Here is a 24682-nt window from a genome sequence, read left to right as displayed (position 1 = left end):
CACGACGTATTCAAGGGACCATCGATGTTCGGCAAGAAAGCCCAGCCACCCATCAAGAGCCTGATCGCCCACGGCACGCGCGTGGAAGGCAACCTCAAGTTCACCGAGGGCCTGCGCATCGACGGCGAGGTGGTGGGCGACGTGCAGGCGCTCACGGAGGAGCCCAGCATGCTGGTGATCTCCGAGGCCGCGGTCGTGCAGGGCGAGATCCAGGCCGACCACGTCATCGTCAACGGCGTCGTGCGCGGCCCGGTCCATGCGCACGAGCTGCTCGAGCTGCAGCCCAAGGCGCGCATCGAGGGCGACGTGTCGTACCGGGCCCTTGAAATGCACCAGGGCGCGGTCATCTCCGGACAGCTGAAGCCGCTCGAGGGCGGGGAAGAAAAGCCCTTACTCAAGCTGGCGGCAAACAACCTCTAGCGGGAATTCCCGAGGCGTTTGCCTTACTATTCACGCTCGCATTCGAGAGGCCCATCCATGAGCGCAGTTGCCGACAACATCCAGAGCGAGATGCCCGCCCCGCTGATCTTCACCGACAGCGCCGCGGCCAAGGTCGCCGATCTCATCGCCGAGGAAGGCAACCCCGACCTCAAGCTGCGCGTGTTCGTGCAGGGCGGTGGCTGCTCGGGCTTCCAGTACGGCTTCACGTTCGACGAGATCGCCAACGACGACGACACGGTGATGACCAAGAACGGCGTCTCGCTGCTGATCGACGCGATGAGCTACCAGTACCTGGTCGGCGCCGAGATCGACTACAAGGAAGACCTGCAGGGCGCCCAGTTCGTGATCAAGAACCCGAACGCCAGCACCACCTGCGGCTGCGGGTCCAGCTTCAGCGCGTAAGCCCGGCTAAGCGGGCCAGACCGCACCCAGCACACGGGCGCCTCGGGCGCCCGTGGTGCTTGTGAGCGCCAGTTTCCTGCGGTCCAGCGCCTGCTGGGCCAGCCACGCGAACGCCGTGGCCTCCACCTGCAAGGGCGGCAGCCCCGCTTCGGCGCTCGACACCACCTGCGCCCGCGGCAGCAGGGTCTGCAGCCGGCCCATCAGGTGCGTGTTCAGTGCCCCACCCCCGCAGACCACCAGCCGACGCAGGTCGGGCTGGTGGCGCAGCACGTCGTCCGCGCAGCAGCGGGCGGTGAACTCGGCCAGCGTGGCCTGCACCTGCCGGGGCTCGAGCGGCCCGCAGGCCGCCAGGTGGCGGGCCAGCCAGGGCGGATTGAACAGGTCGCGGCCCGTGCTCTTGGGCGGCGCCTTGGCCAGGTACGGCTCCGCCAGCAGCGTCCCCAGCAGGTCGGCCTGCGCCGCGGCGCCCGCCGCCCAGGCGCCGCCGGCGTCGTAGGGCTGGCCCCGGTGCTGCTGGATCCAGGCGTCCATCAGCGCGTTGCCGGGGCCGCAGTCGAAGCCGAGCATCGAGCCGTCCGCGCGCAGCAGCGTGACGTTGGAGATGCCGCCGATGTTGAGCACGCCGACGGTCTCGCCGGGGCGGCCGAACATGCCGCGGTGGAAGAAGGGCGCCAGCGGCGCGCCCTGGCCACCCGCGGCGACGTCGCGGCTGCGGAAATCGGCCACCACGTCGATGCCGGTCAGCTCGGCCAGCAGCGCCGGCTGGGCGAGCTGGATCGTGTAGCCGGTGCCGTCGAACTCCTGCGGGCGGTGCCGCACCGTCTGCCCGTGCGCACCGATGGCGCGCACCGCCGCTGGCGCCAGGCCGGACTGCGCGAGCAGCTGGTGCACCACCTGGGCATAGACGCGCATGAGCGCATTGGCGGCCAGCTGCGCCCGGTGCAGCTCGTCGTCGCCGCGGGCATTGAGCGCGAGCAGTTCGGCGCGCAGCTCCGGGGCGAAGCCGGCGCTGGCATGGGCGAGCACGCGCACGCCCTGGCCGAAGTCCGCCAGCACGCCGTCGACGCCGTCCAGCGACGTGCCGGACATCAGGCCGATGAACAGGTCGGGCATCGCGGCCGGGCGCGAGGAAAGGGTCAGTCGGCGCTGGCGACGGTGGCGAGCGCCGCGGCGTCCAGCTGCGCTCGCATCGAGCGCGCCATCCGGTCGAACGCCGGCCGCGCGGCGGCGGACAGCACGGCGCCCTGGGCGTGCCGGGCGACCTCGATCGGGTCGCGGAAGGCGCCGTTGATGCGGAACTCGAAGTGCAGGTGCGGCCCGGTCGCCCAGCCGGTGGCACCGACGGCGCCGATGCGCTGGCCCTGCGAGACGGCCTGGCCGAGGCGCACGTTGATGCGGCTCAGGTGCGCGTAGACGGTGATGTCGCTCGCGTTGTGCTTGACCATGACCACGTTGCCGTAGCCGTTCTGCACGCCGGCGAAGGTGACGACGCCGTCGCCCACCGTGCGCACCGGCGTGCCGGTGGGCGCGCCGTAGTCGACGCCGGTGTGGGCGCGCCAGGCGTTCAGGATGGGGTGGAAGCGCATCGCGAAGCCGCTGGTCACGCGCGAGAACTCCATCGGCGAGGCCAGGTAGGAGCTGGTGAGGCTCTTGCCGTCCAGCGTGTAGTAGGCGCCCTTGATGCCCGGCTGCTGGAACCACATCGCCTGGTGCGTCTTGCCGTTGTTGACGAACTCGGCGGACAGCACGCGGCCGGTGCGCAGCGGCTCGCCATCGGCTTCCAGCGCCTCGTAGACCACGCTGAAGCGGTCGCCCTTGCGCAGGCCGCGGCGGAAGTCGACTTCGGCCGACAGGATGTCGGCCAGCTGCACCGCCACATCGTCGGGCAGGCGCGATTCGTCCACGGCCGCGAACAGCGAGGTGCGCACGGTGCCGCTGCCCAGCCGGGCGGTGGCCACGAGGGGCGCGGTCTCCACTGCGGTGGTGAACTTGCCGTTGGCGCCGCGCTGCACGACCAGGCGCTTGAAGTTGCCGCTGTCGTCGGCGACCCAGCGCACGGTGAGCGCGCGCAGTGCGTGCTGGTCGGTGGCTTCGGCGCGCGCCGTGCGGCCGTAGCGGCCCAGGAGCTGCGCGCGCACCAGCGCGTCCTGCCGCAGGTAGGCCGCGGCTTCGGGGTCGCTCACGCCCAGGCGGGTGAGCAGGGCTTCCACCGTGTCGGAGGGACGCACGACCTCGCTGCGCCACAGGCTGAAGGTGTGGGCGTCGAGCACTTCCAGCTGCTCGCGCACCGCGAGCGGCTCCACGGCCTCGACCACCTCGTGCACCGGCAGTGCGGCCGCATCCGGGCCGAACGAGGCCACGGCGAAGGCGCCGCCGCCGCCGCCCAGCAGCAGGGCCGCGATCAGCGCGGTCACCTGCCGGGGATGGTGTTCCAGCACCCGCGCGGCGGCCCACAGGGCCTGCTCGATGGCGGCTGCCAATCCGTTTCTTCTCAAGCCTCGTCCTCGATTGCGGGGTGCGACGCCACCCTGGTGTGGCTGCCCTCGCGGTTCATCGGGGCCGGCGTGCCTGCTTGGGGCACCCTTTTAGAATCTGCCGGCCGGCATTTTGCGGCGCCAGTATAGCGACGGCGGAACCCCTTCAAGTCGCGGAAAACTCCTGATGAATCAACAACTTGTTACAGAAGAGCCAGCCGCCAGCGAGGGTGTGCGGCAGGCCCTCCAGGTCAGCCTGCGCGGCTGCGAGGAGCTGCTTCCCCAGGAGGAATGGCAGCGCAAGCTGGCCCGCTCGGAGGCCACCGGCGTGCCGCTGCGCATCAAGTTCGGGCTCGACCCCACCGCCCCGGACATCCATCTCGGCCACACCGTCGTGTTCAACAAGCTGCGGCAGTTGCAAGACCTGGGCCACACCGTGATTCCGCTGATCGGCGACTTCACGACGATGATCGGCGACCCGTCCGGGCGCAACAGCACCCGTCCGCCGCTGACCCGCGAGCAGATCGAGGCCAACGCCAAGACCTACTTCGACCAGATCGGCCTGGTGATCGACATGGAGCGGGCCGAGGTCCGCTACAACAGCGAGTGGAGCGACCCGCTGGGCGCGCGCGGCATGATCCAGCTGGCGGCGCGCTACACGGTGGCCCGCATGATGGAACGCGACGACTTCCACAAGCGCTTCCACGACGGCCGGCCGATCAGCGTGCACGAGTTCCTCTATCCCCTGATGCAGGGCTACGACTCGGTCGCGCTCAAGAGCGACCTCGAACTCGGCGGCACCGACCAGAAGTTCAACCTGCTGATGGGCCGCCACCTGCAGCAGGAATACGGCCAGGAGCCCCAGTGCATCCTGACCATGCCCCTGCTCGAAGGCCTCGACGGCGTCGAGAAGATGAGCAAGAGCAAGAACAACTACATCGGCATCACCGAGGAGGCCAACACCATGTTCGCCAAGGTGATGTCGATCTCCGACACGCTGATGTGGCGCTGGTACGACCTGCTCAGCTTCCGGCCGTCGGCCGACATCGCGCGGCTGCGCGCCGAGATCGAGGGCGGCCGCAACCCGCGCGACGCCAAGGTGATGCTGGCCAAGGAGATCACCGCGCGCTTCCACGGCGCGCCCGCGGCCGACGGCGCCGAGCAGGACTTCGTCAACCGCAGCAAGGGCGGCATCCCCGACGACATTCCGGCGGTGCAGCTGGCCGGCGCGCCGCTGGCGATCGGGGCGTTGCTCAAGCAGGCGGGCCTGGCGCCCTCGACCAGCGAGGCGATGCGGCTGATCGACGGTGGCGGCGTGCGCGTGGACTCGGGCGTGGTCAGCGACAAGGCGCTCAAGCTGCAGGCCGGCACCTATGTGGTCCAGGTGGGCAAGCGCAAGTTCGCGCGCGTGACGCTGGCCTGAGCGGCCGCTGCATGCCGGTGCCCACCGCATGACCCTGGCCGAACGCGCCCGCGCGGTCCCGCCCCAGGCCTGGCTGCGGGTGTCGATCGGGGTCGCGGTGCTGACCATCGGGCTCAAGACGCTGGCCTGGTGGCTCACCGGCTCGGTCGGCCTGCTGTCCGACGCCATGGAGTCGCTGGTCAACCTGGCCAGCGCGGCGTTCGCCCTGCTGATGGTCCGCGTGGCCCAGCAGCCGCCGGACGCCGAGCACCCGTACGGGCACCACAAGGCCGAGTACTTCTCGTCCGCGTTCGAGGGGCTGGCCATCCTGGTCGCCGCGCTCGCCATCATCTGGACCGCGGCGCAGCGGTTCTTCCAGCCGCAGCCGCTGGAGCAGGTGGGGCTGGGGCTGCTGCTGTCGGTGGTGAGTTCCGCGCTCAACGGCGCGCTGGCCTGGGCCATGCTGCAGTCGGCGCGCTCGCACCGCTCGATGGCGCTGGAGGGCGACGCGCGCCACCTGGTCACCGACGTCTGGACCTCCGCCGGGGTGGTGGCCGGCATCGGCCTGGTCGGGGTCACCCACTGGCTGTGGCTGGACCCCGTGGTCGCCATCGGCGTGGCGCTGAACATCGTCCGCGAGGGCGGCCAGCTCGTCTGGCGCTCGTCGCAGGGGCTGATGGACAAGCGCGTCGAGCGCGCGGTGCAGGCCGAGATCGAGCAGGTGCTCAAGGGCTTCGAGCATCCGGCCATCCGCTTCGACCATGTCACGACGCGGCGCTCGGGCAGCCGCCGGTTCGTCGACATGCACATGCACATGCCGGCGAGCTGGACGCTGCGCCGCGCGGCGGCCCTGCGGATGTCGGTGGAACAGGCGCTCATGAGCGCGGTGCCGGGGCTGCGCGCCACCATCCAGCTGCTGCCCAGCGATGTCGAAGCCCATGTCGAGGGCGAGGAGGACCTGCTCTGATCGGCCTCGTCCAGCGCGTCGCGCGCGCCCGCGTGCAGGTGGCCGGCCGCACCGTCGGCGAAATCGGCCCCGGCCTGCTGCTCCTGCTGTGCGCCGAGCGCGGCGACGGCGAGGCCCAGGCCGAGCGGCTGCTGGCCAAGCTGCTCAAGCTGCGCATCTTCGGCGACGCCCAGGGCAAGATGAATCGCAGCCTGCAGGACACCGGCGGCGGCCTGCTGGTGGTGAGCCAGTTCACGCTGGCGGCCGACACCTCGGGCGGCAACCGCCCCAGCTTCGGCAACGCCGCCGCCCCCGAGGAGGGGCGTCGCCTCTACGAAGCCTTCGTCGCCCGCGCCCGCGCCGCGCATCCGCTGGTGCAGGCCGGCGAATTCGGCGCCGACATGCAGGTCGAACTGGTCAACGACGGCCCGGTGACCATCCCGCTGCGCATCGCGCCCCCGGGGCAGCCGGCTCAGTAGGGATTGGGGATCCCGAGCGCGCCGAGCAGCAGGATCTCCAGCGCCTCCATCTCGAGCGCATCGCGCTCGCCGCTCTCGTGGTCGTAGCCCTGCGCGTGCAGCGCGCCGTGCACCAGCAGGTGCGCGTAGTGGTCGCGCAGCGGCTTGCCCTGCGCCTGCGCCTCGCGCTCGACCACCGGCGCGCACAGGACCAGGTCGGCGCTGACCACCGGCTCGCGCGCGTAGTCGAACGTCAGCACGTTGGTCGCGTAGTCCTTGCCCCGGTACTGGTGGTTCAGGGCCCGTCCTTCGTCCTCGCCGACGATGCGCACCGTGATCTCGGCGGCCCCCTGCAGGGCGAAGCCGACCCAGCGCCGCACCTGCGCCGGCGCGAGCAGCGCCTTGTGCTTCGCGCTGCCGGCGAAGGTGCCGAACTGCAGGTCGACCGACACGTCAGCGGGCATCGCGCTTGCCCGCCGCGTCGTACGCGTCGACGATGCGCGCCACCAGCGGGTGGCGCACGACGTCGGCGCTGGTGAAGCGGGTGTGGGCGATGCCCTTGACCCGCCGGAGCACGCGCTCGGCATCGACCAGCCCCGACAGGCTGCCCTTGGGCAGGTCGATCTGGCTGATGTCGCCGGTGACGACGCACTTGCTGCCGAAGCCGATGCGGGTGAGGAACATCTTCATCTGCTCCGGCGTCGTGTTCTGCGCCTCGTCCAGGATGACGAAGGCGTTGTTCAGTGTGCGCCCGCGCATGAAGGCGAGCGGCGCGATCTCCAGCGCGTTGCGCTCGAACGCCTTGGTGACGCGCTCGAACCCCATCAGGTCGTACAGGGCGTCGTACAGCGGGCGCAGGTACGGATCGACCTTCTGCGTCAGGTCGCCGGGCAGGAACCCCAGCTTCTCGCCGGCCTCGACGGCGGGGCGGGTGAGGACGATGCGCTGCACGCTGCTGCGCTCCAGCGCGTCGACCGCGCAGGCCACGGCCAGGTAGGTCTTGCCGGTGCCGGCCGGCCCGATGCCGAAGGTGATGTCGTGGCTGGCGATGTTGTCCAGGTACACGCTCTGGTTGGGCGTGCGCGCCTTCAGGTCGGTGCGGCGGGTGTGCAGCACCAGCGCCCCTTCCTCGTCCTCGTCCATCGCCTGCTCGCCGGCCACCATCAGCTGCACCTTCTCGGTGGAGATGGTGCGGCCGGCGATCTCGTACAGTGCCTGCAGCACGTCCATCGCGCGCTGCGCCTTCGCCTTGGGGCCTTCGACCTTGAAGTGCTCCTGGCGCCGGGTGATCCGCACCTGCAGCGCGGTCTCGATGGTCCGCAGGTGTTCGTCCATGGACCCGCACAGGTGGGCCAGGCGGGAGTTGTTGGGGGGCGCGAAGGCGTGGCGAAGGATCAAGCTGATAATCCGTGGAGCAGGAGGGGGCGCGAAGCCCGGGACTGGGAATGATAGGCAGATTGAACGGGACGCTGGCCGACAAGAACCCCCCGCAGGTGCTGGTGGACTGCCATGGCGTGGGCTACGAGGTCGACGTTCCGATGAGCACCTTCTACAACCTGCCGTCCGTCGGCGAGCCGGTGACGCTGCTCACGCACTTCGTGGTGCGCGAGGATGCGCAGGTGCTGTTCGGCTTCGGCAGCGGCGCCGAGCGCGAGGCGTTCCGCCAGCTGATCCGCATCTCCGGCGTCGGCCCGCGCACCGCGCTGTCGGTGCTCAGCGGCATGAGCGTGGCCGACATCGCGCAGGCCGTGACGGCGCAGGACGCCACCCGGCTGGTCAAGGTGCCGGGCATCGGCAAGAAGACCGCCGAGCGGCTGCTGCTCGAACTCAAGGGCAAGATCGGCGCCGACCTGGGCGCCACGCCCGGCGCCGGTCCGGCGACCGATGCGCAGGCCGACATCGTGCAGGCGCTGGTGGCCCTGGGCTACAGCGACAAGGAAGCGCAGGCCGCGCTCAAGGCGCTGCCCAAGGACATCGGCGTGAGCGAAGGCATCAAGGCCGCGCTCAAGGCGCTGGCCAAGTGAGGCCCGGGTGACGATCCAGACCGACGACTTCGCCGTCCCCCCCACGCCCCAGCGCGTGGTCTCCGCCGCCCCGGCCTCGCCCAACGAGGAGGCGATCGAGCGCGCGCTGCGCCCCAAGATGCTGGCCGACTACGTCGGCCAGGCCAAGACGCGCGAGCAGCTGGAGATCTTCATCGGCGCGGCCAGGATGCGCGGCGAGGCGCTGGACCACGTCCTGCTGTTCGGCCCGCCGGGCCTGGGCAAGACGACGCTGTCGCACATCATCGCGCACGAGCTGGGCGTGAACCTGCGCCAGACGTCCGGGCCGGTGCTGGAGAAACCCAAGGACCTGGCGGCGCTGCTGACCAACCTGGAGAAGAACGACGTCCTGTTCATCGACGAGATCCACCGGCTGTCGCCGGTCGTCGAGGAGATCCTGTACCCGGCGCTGGAGGACTACCAGATCGACATCATGATCGGCGAGGGCCCCGCGGCGCGCTCGATCAAGCTGGACCTGCAGCCGTTCACGCTGGTGGGCGCCACCACCCGCGCCGGCATGCTCACCAACCCGCTGCGCGACCGCTTCGGCATCGTCGCGCGGCTGGAGTTCTACACGCCCGAGGAGCTGGCCCGCATCGTGCGGCGCAGCGCCGCGCTGCTGGAGGCCCCGATCGAGGACGCCGGCGCCGCCGAGATCGCCCGGCGCTCGCGCGGCACGCCCCGCATCGCCAACCGGTTGCTGCGGCGCGTGCGCGACTACGCCGACGTCAAGGGCTCGGGCCGCATCACGCAGGACATCGCGCACAAGGCGCTGGCCATGCTGGACGTCGACCCGCAGGGCTTCGACGTGATGGACCGCAAGCTGCTGGAGGCGGTGATCCACCGCTTCGACGGCGGACCGGTGGGCCTGGACAACATCGCCGCCTCGATCGGCGAGGAGCGCGACACGATCGAGGACGTGATCGAGCCGTACCTGATCCAGCAGGGCTACCTGCAGCGCACCCCGCGCGGGCGCATCGCCACGCTCGCGGCGTTCCGGCACCTGGGCGTCACGCCGCCACGCACGGACGGCGGCCTCTTCGCGGAGTAGGCCGGTGCCGCTGCCGAAACTGCGTTGGTGGTGGGCGGTGGCGGCAGTGCTGGTGGTGGCGGCGGCAGCCGCCTTGCTGCTGCTGCGCGGGCGGGTGGCGTCCGACGCGGTCGCCGCCCGCCCGATGCCGCTGGTGCGCACCCTGCAGTTCTCGGCCCGCGTCGCCACGCTGTCGCGCGTGGACGTCGGCAGCACCCTCACCGGCCGGGTGCAGCAGGTGCTGGTGCGCGAGGGCGACCGGGTCCGGGCCGGGCAGGCGCTGGTGCGCCTGGAGCCCGAGGAGGCCCGCGCCGCGCTGCTGCAGGCCCGGGCCGCCGAGCAGCAGGCGCAGTCGCGCCTGGCCGGCCTGCGCAGCACCGGGCGCAGCGCCGCCCGCGCGCAGCTGGGCCAGGCCGAGGCCAACCTCGTGGCGGCGCAGGCCGAGCTGCGGCGCGCCGAGCAGCTGGTCGCGCAGGGCTTCGTCAGCGGCTCGCGGCTGGACGATGCGCGCCGCGCGGTCGAAGTGGCGCGCGGCCAGCGCGACGCCGCGGCGGCGCAGGCGCGCGCCAACGCCGAGCAGGGCACGGACGTGCGGCAGGCGCAGGCGCAGCTGGATGCGGCGCGCGCCGCCACCGAAGCCGCGCGCGTGCGGCTCGAGCAGACCACGCTGCAGGCACCGGCCGACGCCAAGGTGCTCACGCGGCTGGTCGAGCCGGGGCAGATCGTGCAGCCGGGCAAGGCGCTGGTGGGGCTCGCGCTCGCCGGCCCGACGCAGGTGGTCGCCCAGGTCGACGAGCGCTTCCTGCAGCAGCTGCGCGTGGGCCAGGCCGCCGCCGTCGTGGCCGACGCGTTCCCGCAGCAGCGCCTGCCGGCGCAGGTGCTGTCGATCGCGCCCGAAGTCGATGCGCAGCGCGGCGCTGTGGAAGTCAAGCTGTCGCTGCAAGGAGCGCCCCCGGACTTCCTGCGCGAGGACATGACCCTGTCGGTCGAGGTGGTCACCGGCGCGCGCGATCGCGCCCTGGTCGTTCCGGCGCAGGCGCTGCGGGCCGGCGCGCAGGGCGCCGAGGCCGTGTTGGTGCCGCAGGACGGCCGGGCGGTCGCGCGCACGGTGCGCACCGGCCTGCGCACGCTCGACGCGGTCGAGATCGTCGAGGGCCTGCGCGAAGGCGAGCAGGTGCTGCTCGCGCCGGCGCTGCAGCCGGGCGCCCGGGTGCGCACGCGCGCCATCGAGTGGCAGCCGGCGCGCACCACGCCCGCCGGCGCGACGGGCAAGCCCGGCGACCCCATGACCGGCTTCAGCCAGGGCTTCGGCCGGTGACGCGATGAGCCTGCTGGGATTCGAGCGGCGCGTGGCGGTGCGCTTCCTGCGCGAGGGCCGGTTCCAGACCCTGCTGATCATGGTCGGCGTCGCGGCCGGCGTGGCCGTCATCGCCTACATCTCGGCGCTGGTGAGCGGGCTGCAGGGCAACACGCTGGCCAAGACGCTGGGCGCGCAGCCGCACGTGACCATCCACGCCCCCGACGAGGTGGTCACTCCGGCGCTGGAGGTGCCGGCCGGCGGGCGCTCGATCAGCGAGACGCAGGCGCGCGCACAGCGGCTGCGCTCGGTCGCCAACTGGCAGGCCCTGGTGCCGCTGCTGGAGGCGCAGCCCGGCGTGGCGGTCGTCTCGCCCACCGTGGCGGGCGCCGGCCTGGCCCTGCGCGGCGAGGCGACGCAGGCGATCGCGCTCACCGGCGTGGAGCTGGATCGCTACGACCGCATCGTGGGGTTGCGCGGCAAGGTGGTCGCGGGCACGGCCCGGCTCGATCCGGGCGAGTGCATCGTCGGCCTGCAGCTGGCCGCCGACCTGGGCCTGCGCCCGGGCGACAAGCTCACGGTGCAGACCGGCTCGGTCAGCGACGCGCTGCGCGTCACGGCGCTGGTGGACCTGGGCGCCAAGGAGCTCAATCGCCGCACGGTGATCGTGCCGCTGCGCACCGCGCAGAACATGCTGGGGCTGCCCGGCGGCGCGACCAACCTGGACCTCGGGCTGCAGGACGTGTGGGCCGCGCAGGGCCTGGCCGACCGGCTGCGGGCGCAGCTGCCCTACAAGGTCGAGAGCTGGCAGGAGACCAACGCGCAGCTGGTGACCGCGCTGAACGCGCAGTCGATCAGCACGGCGCTGATCCGCGTGGTCGTCGCCATCGTCGTGGTGCTGGGCATCGCGAGCGTGCTGGTGGTCTCGGTCGTGCAGAAGCGCCGCGAGATCGGCATCCTGCGCGCGATGGGCGCCACCAGCGGGCAGGTGCTGCGGGTCTTCCTGCTGCAAGGCGCGATCGTGGGCGCGGTCGGCTCAGTGGCCGGACTGCTGCTGGCGGCGCTGATGATCTTCCTGTTCACGCAGTTCGTGCGCGGCAGCGACGGCCAGCCGCTGTTCGCCATCGGCCTCGACTGGCGCACGGCGCTGGAGGTGGCGTCGCTCGCGCTGGCCTGCGGCGTGCTGGCCGCGCTGGCGCCGGCGCGCCGGGCCGCGGCGATGGACCCGGCGCAGGCGATCCGCCTCTGACCGCCATGGCCGCCACGCCCCTGGTCGAGCTGCGCGACGTGCGCAAGAGCTACAACGTCGGCCAGCCCACCGAGGCCGAGGTGCTGCACGGCCTGGCCCTGCGGCTGGAGCCGGGCGAGTTCGTCGCGCTGATCGGCCCGTCGGGCTCGGGCAAGAGCACGCTGCTCAACGTCATCGGCCTGCTCGAGCGCATGACGGCGGGCAGCTACCGGCTGCAGGGCGAGGAGGTCGCTGCGCTCGGCGACGAGGCGCTCACGCTGCGTCGGCGCAGCACGCTGGGCTTCGTGTTCCAGTTCCACCACCTGCTGCCGGCGTTCACGGCGCTGGAGAACGTCACGCTGCCCGCGCTGATGGCCGAAGGCGAGGTGAGCGCCAGGCGGCTGTCGCAGGCGCGCGACCTGCTGGCGGCCGTGGGCCTGGCGGCCGCGATGGGCAAGCGGCCCTCGCAGCTGTCGGGCGGCATGCAGCAGCGGGTGGCGATCGCCCGCGCGCTGGTGATGCAGCCGCCGCTGGTGCTGGCCGACGAGCCCACCGGCAACCTGGACACCGCCTCGTCCGACGAGGTGTTCCGCGAGCTGCGGCGCATCCACGCCGAGCGGGGCACCGCGTTCATCGTCGTCACGCACGACCCGCGGCTGGCGGCGCGCTGCGACCGGGTGGTGGAACTGGTGGACGGGCGGATCGCGCGCGACGAGCCGGTCAGCGCGCCGCCATCGCCGGCGCCGGCTCCGGCGGGGCCTCGCGGGCCGTGACCGGTGCCGGCGGCTGGCTGCCGCTGGCGATCAGCACCTGCGCTGCGTAGTAGGTGGCCAGCACCCAGAGCGGCGCCAGCGGCAGCGGCGACCAGAAGCGGTTCAGGGCCAGCAGCGAGTCGCTCACCATGAACAGCAGCGCACCGGCGGCGACCAAGCGCGAAGCGGCGTCGCGCAGGACGGCGGCGCGGCCGATCGCCTGCGCCGCCATGGTGGCGATCACCACCACGTAGGCGGCCACGGCCACCTTCAGGACCGGCCCGAGCGCGGGAAAGAGCACGGCATAGATCGCCGCTCCCACGCCCAGCGTGGCCAGCAGGGCGCGCGGACGCGGCAACCAGCCCACGCCCTGGCGGAACAGGGCGAGGTAGCACAGGTGGGCCAGCAGGAAGGCGACGAGGCCCTGGATGAAGCGGCCCGGCAGCATCAGCAGCACGTCACCGGCGAGCGACAGCGCCAGCCCGGCCAGCAGCAGCGCGTCGAACCGTGGCGACCGCTGCTCGCGCCGCATGCGCAACGCCACGAACGCCAGCGCGAGCGCCAGCGCCAGCGGCTTGAACAGCTGGTGCCACTGCACGAGGCCCGCGGCCGCGGTGCCGGTGGCCAGCGCGCCGGCCTCGATGAACAACGCCTGCAGCATGCCGATGCGGCCCTGCATCGAGGCGCCCACCGCCCAGAGCACGGCGGCCAGCACCGCGACCCACACGACGGCCGTGGCGGCAGGCAGCGCATCGGCGTGCCAGAGGAAGATGGAGACACCGCCCAGCAGCGCCAGGAACTGCAGGACGCCGAACCAGGCGGCGGCGCGCGTCATCGGCGGATGGAAGCGCTCGACGCGGGCGATGTCGAACGCGGGCCGCGGAAAGCGCGCCGCCACGTCCGCCGGCCGCCAGCCCGGGGGCTTGAACCAGACCCGCACCTTGTCGGACCAGCGGCGCGCATGCCAGCTGTCCTGCGCGAGCGACCAGTAGACCTCCAGGTTGGACCACAGCGGGTCCCAGCTGTTCAGGGGGCTGCGGGTGCCGTAGACGCACCGCTCGCCTTCCTCCTGGAAGGTGCCGAACAGGCGGTCCCAGACGACCAGCACGCCGCCGTAGTTGCGATCGAGGTAGCAGTCGTTCACCGCATGGTGCACGCGGTGGTTGGACGGCGAGCAGAACCAGCGGTCGAACCAGCCCAGCCTGGGCACGTGCTCGGTGTGGACCCAGAACTGGTAGAGCAGGTCGACCAGCGCCACGATGCCGAACACCAGCGGCGGCACGCCGGCCAGCGCCATCGGCAGGTAGAACACCCAGCCCAGCAGCACGCCGCTGGACGTCTGCCGCAGCGCGGTCGACAGGTTGTAGTCCTGGCTCTGGTGGTGCACCACGTGCGCGGCCCAGAACAGCGCCGTCTCGTGCCCGGCGCGGTGCAGCCAGTAGTAGCAGAAGTCGTAGAACACCAGCGCCAGCACCCAGCCGGGCCAGGCGGTCCAGAAGGCGTCGTTGCGCCACAGGGCCACGCTCTCGAACACCGCCGTGTACAGGCCCACGCGCAGCAGCGGGGCGAGCACCGCCGTCACCTGGCTGAGCATGCCCAGCCCGATGCTGCTGATGGCGTCGTTCAGGCGGTAGGTGTTGCGGCCCCTGGTCAGGCCCCAGGCGAATTCCGCCGCGATGAGGCCCAGGAACACCGGGGTGGCGAGGACGATGACTTGGCTGGGCGACACGGCCGGATTGTGGCGCCGCGGCCGGCGGCCGCACTCCCGAGCGAACCCTGAAGCGGCGCCTTCAGGTGAGCGCGCCGCGCGCGTCCACCCGGATGATCTTGTCCACCACGCCGTGCAGCAGGCCGCCCTTGACCCCGATCATCTGGTCGTGCAGGTTGACGGTCGGGTCGCAGTGGCCCGGGATCAGCCACAGCATGCGGCCGATCTCGGGCACGCGGTGGCTGCTGCTGGCCGGGCGCAGGAGGCCGTGCTCGTCGCCGCCGTTGGCGAACTCGAGTTCGTGCGCGCCGCCGAAGCTGTGCACGCGCGGCAGCCCCGAGTCGATGGCATGGCTCTTGTGGCCGGCGTCGCACACCGCGTGCTGCAGCCCGGCGCTGATCACCTGCGTCTTGACGAACAGCGCGTGCTCGAAGTTCGGCTGCGCCGGGTCGCGCTCGTTCTGCGCGTAGTCGGCGTCCATGAACAGGAACGAGCCGGCCTGCAGCTCGCCGTACACGCCGCTGGCGGCCTCGCACACCATGCTGCCGGTGCCGGCGCCCGTGACCAGGGCCACGGGGATGCCCTCGGCCTCGATCAGCCGCTTGGTGAATGCGGCGTCCTGCGCGGCGCGGGCGATGGCTTCGCGCCGCTCGCGCGCGCCGCGGATGTGCTGCGCCTTGCCGTGGTAGGCCTGCAGGCCGGCAAAGCGCAGGGCCGGGTGCTTGCGCACCTCCAGCGCCAGCTCCACCGCCGCGCGGCCCGGCGCCACGCCGCAGCGGCCCTGGCCGACGTCGATCTCCACGTACACGTCGATGACGGCGCTGCCGCCCTGGGACTGCCGCGCCTCGTTCATCGCCTGCGCGAGCCGGCTGATGCCCTCGCGGCTGTCCACCGCGATCGACAGCTGGCCGCCTTCGGCCGCGAGCCGGTGCGCCAGCGCCGCCACGCGGGCCAGCTTGTGCGGGGCGATCACCTCGTTGCTGATGTACACGTCGCCCACGCCGCCGGCCACCATCGCCTCGGCCTCGGCGGTCTTCTGCACGCACACCCCGACGGCGCCTGCCTGCACCTGCAGCCGCGCAATGGCGGCGCTCTTGTGCATCTTGGCGTGCGGACGCCAGCGCATGGCGTGCTTGCGGCAGAACTCGGCCATCCGGCTCAGGTTGCGCTGCATCGCGTCCAGGTCGATCACCAGCGCCGGGGTGTCGATCGCGCCGACCGGCTGGCCGACCAGGTGCTTGAGGGTGTCGCTATGCGGTGTTTTCGTCGGCCGGGACATCGTCGAGGTGCTGGGTGTCGGACCAGCCGACGAGGGTGAAGCCCTGGGGGGTCCAGAGCAGGCGGTTGATGGCGCCGTTGGGAAGCTCCCACGTGCGCGGCGAATTGACGTCCTGTCCGGTGGCCACGCGGTACAGCGCGTCGAGCACGCCGCCGTGCGCCACCACCACGATCTGCTCGCCCGGATGGCGGCACGCCAGCTGCGCGATGGTGCGGGTGACGCGTTCGCGCAGCTGCAGCAGCGACTCGCCGCCCTCGGGCGGCTGCCACTCGGGAATGCGCTTGCGCCAGTTGTGCGCGTGGTCGGGCCAACCCTGGTGGATCTCCTCGAAGGTCTTGCCCTCGAACATGCCGAAGCAGCGCTCGCGCAGGCCCTCGTGCGCGATCACGGGCACGCCCTTGACCTGCGAGATCGACTGCGCGGTGGCATGCGCGCGCGACAGGTCGCTCGAATACACGGCGCTGACCGGTTCGTCGGCGAGCGCCAGGCCCACGCGCATCGCCTGCCAGCGGCCGGTCTCGTTCAGGCCGATGTCCCGCTGGCCCTGGATGCGGGCGTCGGCATTCCAGGACGTCTCGCCGTGGCGGATGGCGATGATGCGGGTCGCTTCCATGCGAGGCATTCTAGGCAAGCGGGCTCAGCGTGCCAGCGCCGCCCGCGGGCGCGCGCTCAGCGCGCGGCCGAGGCAGCGGGCGCGGCCGGCGCGGCCTGCGGGACCGCGCGCGGCGCGGATGCACCGGAAGCGGGCGCGGGCGCAGCGGCCGGCTTGCCGCCGACGATGACGTCCACGCGGCGCGGTCCGGGCGGCGGGTTCGGAAAGCCCTGCATCGCGGCGTCGAACATGGCCGCCAGCGCCACCGGGCTGTCGAGCCAGGGGCCGTCGCTGTTGGCGTGGCTCTCGAACACCACCTTGCTCGTGGCGAGGTCGCGCACCAGCACGCTCACCTCACGCACGAACCAGGGCTGCTCCATGCGCGGGAAGGGGCCGCCCCAGTAGGGCCCGCCCCAGCCGCCCCAACCGCCCCAGCCATACGGCCCGTACCACGGGTCCATCCACGGATCGGCCCAGGGCGACAGCACGCGCTGCACGCGGGCGCTGACCAGCACCGCGAACTTGGGCGCGGCGTCGTCGCGGCGCAGGCCGGCCTTGAACAGCGCGGGGTCGGCCAGGGATTCGATCTGGTCCTGCACCGGCTGGCCGACCTGCGAGGGCAGGCGCTCGAAGCGGTAGGTGGGGGTGGCCGGCAGCGACGGCAGGCCGGAGTAGGCCTGCACGGTGTTGTCCAGCCGGTAGGTGGTGGCGCAGCCCGCGAGGACGGCGGTTGCGGCGCCGGCCAGCGCGAGCGAGCGCAGGAAGCGCTGCATGGCTTGTCCTCGGTCGGGTCAGAGCTTGACGACCGCCAGGCCGGGAAGGCTGGGCGCCTCGCCGAACTCCTCGGCATCGAACGCCTTGTCACCGTCCGCGTCGGCGACGCCGGTGGCTTTCAGACCCTGGAAGCCGTAGAGCGTTCCGTCGGCGAGGTGCGAAGGAACGACATTCTGTAACGCGTTGGCCATGTTCTCGAGGCGGCCCGGATGCTTCTTCTCCCACTCGCGCAGCATCGCGCCGACCTGCTTGCGCTGCAGGTTCTCCTGGCTGCCGCACAGGGTGCAGGGGATGATGGGGAACTGGCGGTGCTCGGCCCAGCGCACCAGGTCCTTCTCGGCGACGAAGGCCAGCGGCCGGATCACGACATGGCGGCCGTCGTCGCTGACCAGCTTGGGCGGCATGCCCTTGAGCTTGCCGCCGAAGAACATGTTCAGGAAGAACGTCTGCAGCATGTCGTCGCGGTGGTGGCCCAGCGCGATCTTGGTGGCGCCCAGCTCGTCGGCGACGCGGTACAGGATGCCGCGGCGCAGGCGCGAGCACAGGCTGCACATCGTCTTGCCCTCGGGGATCTTGTCCTTGACGATCGAGTAGGTGTCCTGCTCCTCGATGTGGAACGGGATGCCCAGCCCCTTCAGGTACTCGGGCAGCACGTGCGCGGGGAACCCGGGCTGCTTCTGGTCGAGGTTGACGGCCACCAGCTCGAAGCGCACCGGCGCGCGCTGCCGCAGCTTCATCAGCACGTCCAGCAGGCCGTAGCTGTCCTTGCCGCCGGACAGGCAGACCATGACGCGGTCGCCTTCCTCGATCATGTTGTAGTGCGCGATCGCCTGGCCGACCTGGCGGCACAGGCGTTTCTCCAGCTTGTGCGTCTCGCGCTCGATCTTCGCCTCGCGCGCGAGGGGCTTGGGTTCGTTGTCGATCCAGACGGCGGCCATGGTGGCCCGATTGTCTCATCCACCCTGGCATCCGCACCCGCGCGGGGCCGTTTTGGCGATGATGCGCCGCATGCCCGAATCGCTCTCCGTCGCCGCCCGCCTGGACCGCCTGCCCTGGTCGGGCTGGCACAAGCGGGTGGTGCTCGCGCTGGGCGTGGCCTGGGTGCTGGACGGGCTGGAGGTCACGATCGTCGGCTCGGTCGGCAGCGTGCTGGAGCGGCCCGACACGCTGGGGCTGACGGCCACCCAGATCGGCTGGGCGGGCTCGCTGTACGTGGCCGGCGCCGTGCTGGGGGCGCTGGTGTTCGGCCGGATGGCGGACCGCGTCGGCCGCAAGCGGCTGTTCCTGCTGACCTTGCTGGTCTACATGGGCGCCACGGTGGCCACCGCGTTCTCCACCGGCTTCACCAGTTTCGCGCTGTGCCGCTTCGTCACGGGCATCGGCATCGGCGGCGAGTACGCCGCCATCAACTCCGCCATCGACGAGCTGATCCCGGCCCGGGTGCGCGGCCGGGTCAACCTGGCCATCAACGGCAGCTTCTGGATCGGCGCGGCGCTCGGCGCGCTGCTCAGCCTGGTGCTGCTGGACGCGCGGGTGCTCGGGCCCCAGCTGGGCTGGCGGGCGGGCTTTCTCGCCGGCGCGGTGCTGGCGCTGGCCATCCTGCTGGTGCGCAGGCACGTGCCCGAGAGTCCGCGCTGGCTGGCCGCGCACGGGCGGGCGGAAGAGGCCGAACGCATCGTGGCGGCGATCGAGCGGGAAGCCGGCGGCGAGGCCGCCACCGCCGCGCCCATCGCCAGGCACCGCGCGACGCTGCCCAGCTGGCGCGAGGTGGTGCACGTGCTGGTGCGGCGCTACCGTGCCCGCAGCGCGCTGGTGCTGTCGCTGATGGTCTCGCAGGCCTTCTTCTACAACGCGATCTTCTTTACCTACTCGCTGGTGCTCACGCGCTTCTATGGCGTCGACCCCGCGCGGGTGGGCCTGTTCATCCTGCCGTTCGCGCTCGGCAACGTGCTGGGCCCGCTCGTGCTGGGCCCGCTGTTCGACCACTGGGGACGGCGGCGCATGATCGCCGCGACCTATGCGCTGTCGGGAGTGCTGCTGCTGGCCACCGGCGCCGGGTTCCTGGCCGAGCGGCTGGACGCGGTGGGGCAGACGCTGGCGTGGTCGGCGGTGTTCTTCCTCGCCTCCGCGGCCGCCAGTTCGGCCTACCTGACGGTCAGCGAGGTGTTCCCGCTCGAGATGCGGGCCGTGGCCATCTCCATCTTCTATGCGGTGGGCACCGCGATCGGCGGCTTCGCGGCCCCGGCCCTGTTCGGCGCCCTCGTGGCCAGCGGCAGCCGGCTGCAGGTGTTCGTCGGCTACGTGGTCGGCGCGGTGCTGGTGATCGCCGCCGCGGCCGTGGCCTGGCGGCATGGCGTCGATGCCGAACGCAAGCCGTTGGAGGAAGTGGCGCCGCCGCTGTTCACCTGGCGGGGGTAGGCGGCGGCACCGGCGGCGCGAAGGTCACACGGCGCACGCCGGGCGGCGGGTTGGGAAAGCCCTGCAGCGCCGCCTCGATGAGGGCCGGCGTGCCGAGCGAGGCGTCGCCGCTGGCGTGCGACTCGAAGACGATGCGGCCGGTGGCGAGCTCGCGCACGTACACGTCCGCACGCTGCATCGTCCGTGGGGCCGAGACGCCCCCCGGAAACACGCTGCCCACGCCCACGCCGACGCTGCTGTGGTGGCCGCCGACGCCGATGCCCACGCCCACCGTCGACACGCCCCAGCCCGGGCCGGGCGCGGCGAGCTGGTCGTAGCCGCTGCGCACCTGCACCCCGAAACGCGGCGCGGCGTCGTCGCGGCGCAGGCCGGCGCGGAACAGCGGCCCGTCGGCGAGCGCCTCGAGCTGGTCCTGGGCGGGCTGCCCGACCTGCGAGGGCAGCCGCTCGAAGCGGTACGTCGGCTTGGCCGGCAGGGCGGGCAGCCCCGAAAAGGCCTGCACCGTGACCTCGCGGCTGGGCGTCGCGCAGCCTGCCGCCAAGGCGGCGGCAAGAAGGACCACGGTGAGGCAGGGACGGAGGGACCGGCGCATGGTGTTGCACCGATGGTCGCGCCGCGCGACGGTGCGGCGCTGTAGGAAGGCGCGCCGTGCGCTGCGGTGGGCAGCGCGCGGTCAGCGGCAGTCAGGCACCTTGGGGACGAAGGCGGCGTGCCTTCCTCCGGCCGAGGCTGCGCTCACCACTGCCCGGTCTCGACCCGGATCGCGACCTCGCAGTCGTCGAAGATCTCCAGCTTGGCGATCTTCACGCGCACGCCCAGCACGCCGGGCAGCTGCATCAGGCGGTAAGCCAGCTTGCCGATCAGGCTCTCGAGCAGGTTCACGTGCTCGGCCGTGCACTCGTCGATGATGATGCGGCGCACCTTACGGTAGTCCAGCACGTGCAGGATGTCGTCGTCGCGCGGCAGCAGCGGCTGCGTGCCCAGGTTCAGCTCGGCATCGACGCGGATCGGCTGCGGCGCCGTCTTCTCGTGGTCGAGGATCCCCAGGTTGGCGTCGAACTCGAGGCCGGTGAGGGTGAGGGTGCGGGTGCCTGCCTTGCTCATCGTTGCTTGCTCCCCCGCGTCACATCAGCGAGAAATCGCGGTCGAACTTCATCAGGTGCTGGCCGCCGTCGACCAGCAGCGTGGTGCCGGTGATCGAGCGGTTCTCCAGCGCGAACCGCACCGCCGCGGCCACGTCCTGCGGCGTCGACGAGCGCCCCAGCGGCGACAGCTTGTGCAGCTGTTCGAACTTCTCTTGCGACAGCAGGTGGCTGGTGATCGTCAGTCCGGGCGCGACGCCGACCACGCGCAGCTGCGGCGCCAGGGCCTGCGCCAGCAGCGTGGTGGCCGCTTCGAGCGCGGCCTTGGACAGCGTGTAGCTGAAGAAGTCGGGATTGGGGTTCCACAGCTTCTGGTCCAGCAGGTTCACGACCGCGCCCTCGCCGCCGCGCGCCAGCACATGGCCGTGCAGCGCCTGCGCGAGCAGGATCGGCGCCGCGGTGTTGGGTAAGAGGTGTGCCTGCAGGCTCGCGTGGCCGAAGGACTGCGCAGTGTCGTGCTCGAACAGCGAGGCGCTGTTGACGACGGCGTCCAGCCGGCCGAACGCGGCCACGACCTGGGGCACCAGGTCGCGCGCTGCCTGCTCGCTGGCGAGGTCGGCCTGGAAGGCGGCGCACCGCAGGCCCGGCGACAGCGCGTCGCAGTCGGCGGCGGTCTGCCGCGCCTCCTCGGCGGAGCCGCGGAAATGCACGGCGACGCGCCAGCCCGCGGCCGCCAGCGCCAGCGCGATCTCGCGCCCGAGGCGGCGGGCGGCGCCGGTGACCAGCACGGTGCGGACGGACGGGGACGCGCTCACGGACAATCGGGGGGTGACGAAGGAAACAGGCAGTGTAACGAGCGCCCTCGCGGCGCTCATCCGGGCCAGCATCGACCGCGCGGGCGGCTGGCTGCCATTCGACCGCTACATGGCGCTGGCGCTCTATGCGCCCGGGCTCGGCTATTACGCCAACCGCTCGCGCAAGTTCGGTGCGCTGCCGCAGTCGGGCAGCGACTTCGTGACCGCCCCGGAGCTGACGCCGCTGTTCGGGCGCACCCTGGCCCGCCAGGTCGGGCAGGCGCTGCAGGTCACCGGCACGCGCGAGGTGTGGGAGTTCGGCGCCGGCTCGGGAGCGCTGGCGGGCGACCTGCTCGACGCGCTGGGCGAGCGCGTGGAGCGCTACACCATCGTGGACCTGTCGGGCAGCCTGCGCGAGCGCCAGCAGCAGCACCTCGCGCGGTTCGGCGCCCGGGTGCAGTGGGCCTCGGAGCTGCCGGCGCAGCTGCGCGGCGTGGTCGTCGGCAACGAGGTGCTCGATGCGATGCCGGTCAAGCTGCTGCACCGCCTGGGCGGCGCCTGGCACGAGCGTGGCGTGGTGCACGGCGAGGGGGGCTTGCGGTTCGAGGACCGGCCGACGGCGTTGCGGCCGCCGCTGGAGGTGCCCGGCCCGCACGACTACCTGACCGAGATCCACCCGCAGGCGCAGGCGTTCATCCGCACGCTGGCCGACCGGCTGGCGGCGGGGGCGGCCTTCTTCATCGACTACGGCTTTCCGGAAGCCGAGTACTACCACCCGCAGCGCCACATGGGCACCCTGATGTGCCACCGCGGCCACCTCGCCGATCCCGACCCGCTCGCCGACCCCGGCGCCAAGGACATCACGGCGCACGTGGACTTCACCGGCATCGCGGTCGCGGCGCAGGAAGCGGGCCTGTCCGTGCTCGGCTACACCAGCCAGGCCCACTTCCTCTTCAACTGCGGCCTGCTGGAGCTCGGCGCGGGCGGCACGCCGGCCCAGAACGCGGCGCTGCAGAAGCTGGTCAACGAGCACGAGATGGGCGAGCTGTTCAAGGTCGTCGGCCTCGCCGCCGGCGGCGACTGGGACGCGATGGGCTTCGCGCAGGGCGACCGCACCGCGCGGCTGTAGAGCCCACGGGCGCAGCCCCTGCACCTACACTGCCCGGATGATCCGGTGGTTCTTCGTCGTCTTCCTCGCGCTGATGCTGATCAGCTGGCTCACGCCGGCGCTGCAGAAGCTCGGTTTCGGCCGCCTGCCGGGTGACCTTCGCTTCAAGCTGTTCGGCCGCGACTGGTCCGTTCCGCTGACCAGCACCATCCTGCTGAGCCTGCTGGCCAGCCTCATCGCCAAGTTCGTATGAAAGCCTGCATCGACATCGGCGGCACCAAGGTCGCCGTCAGCCTCAACCGTGGCGACGGGCTCGACCTGCTCGCGCGCCGCAGCGAGCCGACGGCCAAGACCGGCCGCAACGACGCGCTCGCGCTGCAGGTGATCCGCATGGTCGACGCGGCGTGCGTCGAGGCAGGCGTCGACCCGGCGACCGTGCGCGCCGCCGGCGTGTCGTCGTGCGGGCCGTTCGTGATGGTCGCCGGCCGCATCGAGCTGGCCGCGCCCAACATCTGCGGCGGCCTGGCCGGGCCGGAGCGGGGCCTGCCCAACGACTGGCGCACGGCGCTGCTGGAAGCGCCGCTCGCGCACCGCTTCGAGCAGCTGCGGGTCGAGAACGACTGCGTCGCGGCGCTGGAGGCCGAGCGCCGCTGGGGCGCGCTGCAGGGCGTGGACCACTGCGCCTACGTGACCTGGAGCACCGGCGTGGGCACCGGCCTGTGCGTGGACGGCCACGTGCTGCGCGGCAAGAACGGCAACGCCGGCCATGCCGGCCACATGTTCGTGAGCGACCACGACAGCGCGCTGTGCGGCTGCGGCAACATCGGCGACGTCGAGGCGCTGGTGGCCGGCAGCGCGGTGGAGCGCCGGTTCGGCGCCGACGCGGCCACGCTGCTGCAGCGGGCGCAGGCGGGCGACGCGCAGGCCGCGCAGACGGTCGACGAGCTGTGCCGCGTGCTCGGGCGGGCGCTCTACAACCTGGTCGCCACGCTCGACCTGCAGCGCATCAGCCTCGGGGGCAGCGTGTTCTGGAACAACCGCGACTACCTGCTGCCGCGACTGAGTGCGCAGCTGCACGCGCACTTCCCGGCCCTCACCGGCGGCAGCGAGCTGGTGCCCGCGGGGCTGGGCGCGCGCGTGGGCGACTACGCCGCGCTCGCGCTGGTCGCCTGACGGCGCCGGCCACGGCGCGTCACGCGGGCGCCAGCACGGCGTCGACCGCGGCCACCCGCGCGGCCTGGATCATCTCGCCCACCTTGGGACCGGTGAGCCCGCGCGCCTGCGCGGCCGCCGCGACTTCGGCGGTGTGGACCCGCTGCGCCGCCTGCAGCGCGCCCAGCAGGCGCTGGCGCTGCCCGTAGGGCTTTTCTTCCAGGCCAAGGCGGCCGCGCGCATCGCATTCGCACGCGAGCAGGATGTCGCCGAACCGCTGCGGCTTGCGGAAGGCGTCGCAGCGCTCGAGCAGGCGCACCACGGCGGCGGCGCCGAACTCCTGGCTGCGGTGGATGTTGCCGTGCTCGCGCGCCACCACGTCGGCGAGCTCGTGGCAGTCGTTGGGCACGCGCAGGCGCTGCGACAGCGCCTTGAGCAGCCGCGCGCTGCGCTCCTCGTGGCCGATGTGCCGGGGCAGCACCGACGCCGGCGTGGTGCCCTTGCCCAGGTCGTGGGTGAGGCAGGCGAAGCGCACCGGCAGCGGCGCCGCGAGCCGCGCGCTCATGTCCAGCACCAGCATCAGGTGCACGCCGGTGTCCACCTCCGGGTGGTACTCGGGGCGCTGCGGCACGCCCCACAGGCGGTCCACCTCGGGCAGCAGGCGGGCGAGGGCGCCGCAGGCGCGCAGCACCTCGAACATGCGCGAGGGCCGGTCTTCCATCAGGCCGCGAGCGAGCTCCTGCCACACGCGCTCGGGCACCAGCGCGTCGACCTCGCCGGCCTCGACCATGCCGTGCATCAGCGCCATCGTCTCGTCGGCCACGCGGAAGTCGGCGAAGCGGGCCGCGAAACGCGCCAGCCGCAGGATGCGCACCGGGTCCTCGCGGAAGGCGTCCGTGACGTGGCGCAGCACCTTGTCCCGCAGGTCGCGCCGGCCGTGGAAGGGATCGATGAGCGTGCCCGAGGCGTCCTGCGCGATCGCATTGATGGTCAGGTCGCGCCGCGCCAGGTCCTCCTCCAGCGTGACGCCGGGGTCGGCGTGGAAGGCGAAGCCGTGGTAGCCGCGCCCGGTCTTGCGCTCGGTGCGGGCGAGCGCGTATTCCTCGCGCGTCTCGGGATGCAGGAAGACCGGGAAGTCGCGCCCGACGGGCAGGTAGCCCGCGAGCGTCATCGATTCCGGCGTGGCGCCGACGACGACCCAGTCGTGGTCGTGGACGGGGCGGCCCAGCAGCGCGTCGCGCACCGCACCGCCCACCATGTACGTCTGCATGGCGGCAGTGTAGCCACGCGCCGCGGCCGCCCG

Annotated in this window: 27 protein-coding genes; 14 read left to right on the top strand and 13 right to left on the bottom strand. The window is 72.3% G+C overall.

Annotated elements, in window-relative coordinates:
- The first annotated feature begins 24 nt into the window (after positions 1 to 24).
- Positions 25 to 420: a bactofilin family protein gene (locus AC3ANR_RS18310; RefSeq protein ID WP_488289536.1), complete on the top strand. Its 396-nt coding sequence runs from the start codon at positions 25 to 27 to the stop codon at positions 418 to 420.
- Positions 421 to 477: 57 nt separating this feature from the next.
- Positions 478 to 843, top strand: a complete 366-nt coding sequence (gene erpA / locus AC3ANR_RS18305) for an iron-sulfur cluster insertion protein ErpA (RefSeq protein ID WP_488289535.1) — start codon at positions 478 to 480, stop codon at positions 841 to 843.
- A 6-nt stretch (positions 844 to 849) separates the two neighbouring features.
- On the opposite strand, the gene AC3ANR_RS18300 is transcribed toward erpA, so the two are convergent.
- Both AC3ANR_RS18300 and AC3ANR_RS18295 read right to left on the bottom strand, forming a co-directional pair.
- Positions 850 to 1956, bottom strand: coding sequence for an anhydro-N-acetylmuramic acid kinase (locus tag AC3ANR_RS18300; RefSeq protein WP_488289534.1), 1107 nt, complete (start codon positions 1954 to 1956; stop codon positions 850 to 852).
- 23 nt (positions 1957 to 1979) lie between these two features.
- Entirely contained in the window at positions 1980 to 3323 is a 1344-nt protein-coding gene (locus tag AC3ANR_RS18295) for a peptidoglycan DD-metalloendopeptidase family protein (protein WP_488289533.1), read from the bottom strand.
- A 181-nt stretch (positions 3324 to 3504) separates the two neighbouring features.
- Between AC3ANR_RS18295 and tyrS the strand changes: the two genes are divergently transcribed.
- Genes tyrS through dtd form a run of 3 tightly spaced genes read left to right on the top strand, consistent with a single transcriptional unit; the run spans position 3505 to position 6144 of the window.
- A complete protein-coding gene (tyrS, locus tag AC3ANR_RS18290; RefSeq protein WP_488289532.1) occupies positions 3505 to 4740 on the top strand; it encodes a tyrosine--tRNA ligase in 1236 nt (411 codons plus the stop codon).
- Positions 4741 to 4768: 28 nt separating this feature from the next.
- Positions 4769 to 5686, top strand: a complete 918-nt coding sequence (locus AC3ANR_RS18285; RefSeq protein WP_488289531.1) for a cation diffusion facilitator family transporter — start codon at positions 4769 to 4771, stop codon at positions 5684 to 5686.
- Positions 5683 to 6144 carry a D-aminoacyl-tRNA deacylase gene (gene dtd / locus AC3ANR_RS18280; protein ID WP_488291842.1) on the top strand — a complete coding sequence of 154 codons (462 nt, stop codon included), beginning with the start codon at positions 5683 to 5685 and terminating at the stop codon, positions 6142 to 6144. The genes AC3ANR_RS18285 and dtd overlap by 4 nt, the downstream gene beginning before the upstream one ends.
- Here dtd and ybeY read toward each other — a convergent pair.
- Complete coding sequence (ybeY, locus tag AC3ANR_RS18275; RefSeq protein WP_488289530.1) at positions 6138 to 6587, bottom strand: rRNA maturation RNase YbeY; 450 nt, start codon at positions 6585 to 6587, stop codon at positions 6138 to 6140. The two genes, dtd and ybeY, sit on opposite strands and share 7 nt — an antisense overlap.
- Positions 6577 to 7521 carry a PhoH family protein gene (locus tag AC3ANR_RS18270; RefSeq protein WP_488289529.1) on the bottom strand — a complete coding sequence of 315 codons (945 nt, stop codon included), beginning with the start codon at positions 7519 to 7521 and terminating at the stop codon, positions 6577 to 6579. Before AC3ANR_RS18270 ends, ybeY begins: the two co-directional genes overlap by 11 nt.
- Before the next feature lie 47 nt (positions 7522 to 7568).
- On the opposite strand from AC3ANR_RS18270, the gene ruvA reads away from it, so the two are divergent.
- From ruvA to AC3ANR_RS18245, 5 genes are read left to right on the top strand one after another with little or no spacing between them, the layout of a single operon-like run.
- The gene (gene ruvA, locus AC3ANR_RS18265) at positions 7569 to 8147 is read left to right on the top strand and encodes a Holliday junction branch migration protein RuvA (RefSeq protein WP_488289528.1); all 579 of its coding nucleotides are present in this window, start codon (positions 7569 to 7571) and stop codon (positions 8145 to 8147) included.
- Positions 8148 to 8154: 7 nt separating this feature from the next.
- Entirely contained in the window at positions 8155 to 9216 is a 1062-nt protein-coding gene (ruvB, locus tag AC3ANR_RS18260) for a Holliday junction branch migration DNA helicase RuvB (protein ID WP_488289527.1), read from the top strand.
- A gap of 4 nt (positions 9217 to 9220) precedes the next feature.
- The gene (locus AC3ANR_RS18255) at positions 9221 to 10513 is read left to right on the top strand and encodes an efflux RND transporter periplasmic adaptor subunit (RefSeq protein ID WP_488289526.1); all 1293 of its coding nucleotides are present in this window, start codon (positions 9221 to 9223) and stop codon (positions 10511 to 10513) included.
- Between the two features lie 4 nt (positions 10514 to 10517).
- Positions 10518 to 11741 (top strand): ABC transporter permease, encoded by a 1224-nt coding sequence (locus AC3ANR_RS18250; protein WP_488289525.1) that lies wholly within the window; start codon positions 10518 to 10520, stop codon positions 11739 to 11741.
- 5 nt (positions 11742 to 11746) lie between these two features.
- On the top strand, positions 11747 to 12493 hold the full coding sequence (locus AC3ANR_RS18245) for an ABC transporter ATP-binding protein (RefSeq protein WP_488289524.1): 747 nt from the start codon (positions 11747 to 11749) through the stop codon (positions 12491 to 12493).
- Here AC3ANR_RS18245 and AC3ANR_RS18240 read toward each other — a convergent pair.
- From AC3ANR_RS18240 to ttcA, 5 genes are all read right to left on the bottom strand, one after another.
- Positions 12441 to 14201, bottom strand: a complete 1761-nt coding sequence (locus AC3ANR_RS18240) for a lysoplasmalogenase family protein (protein WP_488289523.1) — start codon at positions 14199 to 14201, stop codon at positions 12441 to 12443. The genes AC3ANR_RS18245 and AC3ANR_RS18240 overlap by 53 nt on opposite strands.
- A gap of 61 nt (positions 14202 to 14262) precedes the next feature.
- A complete protein-coding gene (locus tag AC3ANR_RS18235) occupies positions 14263 to 15459 on the bottom strand; it encodes a DSD1 family PLP-dependent enzyme (RefSeq protein WP_488289522.1) in 1197 nt (398 codons plus the stop codon).
- Entirely contained in the window at positions 15431 to 16072 is a 642-nt protein-coding gene (locus AC3ANR_RS18230) for a histidine phosphatase family protein (RefSeq protein ID WP_488289521.1), read from the bottom strand. The genes AC3ANR_RS18235 and AC3ANR_RS18230 overlap by 29 nt, the downstream gene beginning before the upstream one ends.
- Before the next feature lie 56 nt (positions 16073 to 16128).
- Positions 16129 to 16824 (bottom strand): DUF4136 domain-containing protein, encoded by a 696-nt coding sequence (locus AC3ANR_RS18225; RefSeq protein WP_488289520.1) that lies wholly within the window; start codon positions 16822 to 16824, stop codon positions 16129 to 16131.
- Between the two features lie 18 nt (positions 16825 to 16842).
- On the bottom strand, positions 16843 to 17763 hold the full coding sequence (gene ttcA / locus AC3ANR_RS18220) for a tRNA 2-thiocytidine(32) synthetase TtcA (protein WP_488289519.1): 921 nt from the start codon (positions 17761 to 17763) through the stop codon (positions 16843 to 16845).
- A gap of 70 nt (positions 17764 to 17833) precedes the next feature.
- Between ttcA and AC3ANR_RS18215 the strand changes: the two genes are divergently transcribed.
- On the top strand, positions 17834 to 19243 hold the full coding sequence (locus AC3ANR_RS18215; protein ID WP_488289518.1) for an MFS transporter: 1410 nt from the start codon (positions 17834 to 17836) through the stop codon (positions 19241 to 19243).
- Here the strand turns inward: AC3ANR_RS18215 and AC3ANR_RS18210 are convergent.
- The 3 genes from AC3ANR_RS18210 to AC3ANR_RS18200 form a co-directional block, all read right to left on the bottom strand.
- A complete protein-coding gene (locus AC3ANR_RS18210; protein WP_488289517.1) occupies positions 19227 to 19835 on the bottom strand; it encodes a DUF4136 domain-containing protein in 609 nt (202 codons plus the stop codon). The two genes, AC3ANR_RS18215 and AC3ANR_RS18210, sit on opposite strands and share 17 nt — an antisense overlap.
- Before the next feature lie 143 nt (positions 19836 to 19978).
- Entirely contained in the window at positions 19979 to 20347 is a 369-nt protein-coding gene (locus AC3ANR_RS18205) for a dihydroneopterin aldolase (protein WP_488289516.1), read from the bottom strand.
- A gap of 19 nt (positions 20348 to 20366) precedes the next feature.
- On the bottom strand, positions 20367 to 21140 hold the full coding sequence (locus tag AC3ANR_RS18200) for an SDR family oxidoreductase (protein WP_488289515.1): 774 nt from the start codon (positions 21138 to 21140) through the stop codon (positions 20367 to 20369).
- A 13-nt stretch (positions 21141 to 21153) separates the two neighbouring features.
- Between AC3ANR_RS18200 and AC3ANR_RS18195 the strand changes: the two genes are divergently transcribed.
- From AC3ANR_RS18195 to AC3ANR_RS18185, 3 genes are read left to right on the top strand one after another with little or no spacing between them, the layout of a single operon-like run.
- On the top strand, positions 21154 to 22248 hold the full coding sequence (locus AC3ANR_RS18195) for a class I SAM-dependent methyltransferase (protein WP_488289514.1): 1095 nt from the start codon (positions 21154 to 21156) through the stop codon (positions 22246 to 22248).
- 37 nt (positions 22249 to 22285) lie between these two features.
- Positions 22286 to 22480: a DUF2905 family protein gene (locus tag AC3ANR_RS18190; RefSeq protein WP_488289513.1), complete on the top strand. Its 195-nt coding sequence runs from the start codon at positions 22286 to 22288 to the stop codon at positions 22478 to 22480.
- On the top strand, positions 22477 to 23400 hold the full coding sequence (locus AC3ANR_RS18185) for an ROK family protein (protein ID WP_488289512.1): 924 nt from the start codon (positions 22477 to 22479) through the stop codon (positions 23398 to 23400). Before AC3ANR_RS18190 ends, AC3ANR_RS18185 begins: the two co-directional genes overlap by 4 nt.
- Before the next feature lie 19 nt (positions 23401 to 23419).
- On the opposite strand, the gene AC3ANR_RS18180 is transcribed toward AC3ANR_RS18185, so the two are convergent.
- Complete coding sequence (locus tag AC3ANR_RS18180; protein WP_488289511.1) at positions 23420 to 24649, bottom strand: multifunctional CCA addition/repair protein; 1230 nt, start codon at positions 24647 to 24649, stop codon at positions 23420 to 23422.
- Between the last annotated feature and the right edge of the window lie 33 nt (positions 24650 to 24682).

The organism is Ramlibacter sp. JJN2-2R, assembly GCF_057747835.1.
Note: the sequence above shows the minus strand (reverse complement) of the source record. Positions and strands in the feature narration are given on the sequence as shown.